The organism is Oleiphilus sp. HI0132 (assembly GCF_001635845.1).
In genome coordinates this window covers 1-756 of record NZ_LWGJ01000111.1, presented here as the reverse complement: position 1 = coordinate 756, position 756 = coordinate 1, and the positions used below count along the sequence as shown (strand labels likewise).

Genomic DNA, 756 nt, shown 5'->3' with positions numbered 1-756 from the left:
AAGCCTGCGCCTTGAGATAGAAAGGCTTCGACAACTGCTTGAGTAAAATAGAATAAAACGATAAAACAAAGCCACGTATATGAACGCAGGCTATCTTTAATTAAGCCAGGCAGAATGATCAGCAATGGGGAGAGTTTGACGCTTACGACGACCCAGGGTGAGCTTCCTTCGGGTAGGTAGCTTGGAAGGCTGGTGATGATCATCATTAGAATAAGTAAAAGGTAGGAAGCCCAAGTAATGCAGTAGGCGACTACGTTTTTTCTTGGGCGCTGTGGTGTTTGAGACATTCGGTGTTCCATTACAATTGAGGTGAGCTTGGTGTCGACAGTCCGACTTCACCCTCAAACTTATACCGTAGAGGGCGCTTCGAAGCATATATCGTTTATATAAGTTCGAGTACGTTTTCTGGTGGGCGACCCAGAACTGCTTTGTCGCCTTTAATGACAATAGGGCGTTCGATGAGCTTTGGGAATTTCGTCATCGCGTCAATTAATTGGGCGTCGCTAAGTGTTTTATCTGCTAGCTCGTTGTCTTTGTAAGCTTGCTCACCTTTGCGAAGAAGTTCGCGGGCGCCAATGCCTAACTTACCAAGTATCTCTGAGATTTTTTTGGCGTCTGGCGTATCATCTAAATACAGAACAATTTCAGGCTGGATGCCTTTCTCTTCGATAAGCGCTAAGGTTTGGCGTGATTTAGAGCAGCGAGGATTGTGGTATATTTGTATCGTGTCGGTCATAGTTAATCGTCCAGCGTGGT

At 45.5% G+C, this 756-nt stretch carries 2 protein-coding genes; both read right to left on the bottom strand.

What is annotated here, in order from left to right; genetic code table 11:
- A partial coding sequence (locus A3766_RS01375) for a DUF2069 domain-containing protein (protein WP_068641516.1) occupies positions 1–287 on the bottom strand: 287 nt, incomplete at its 3' end.
- 95 nt (positions 288–382) lie between these two features.
- Positions 383–736, bottom strand: a complete 354-nt coding sequence (arsC, locus tag A3766_RS01370) for an arsenate reductase (glutaredoxin) (protein ID WP_068511451.1) — start codon at positions 734–736, stop codon at positions 383–385.
- Positions 737–756 lie beyond the last annotated feature (20 nt).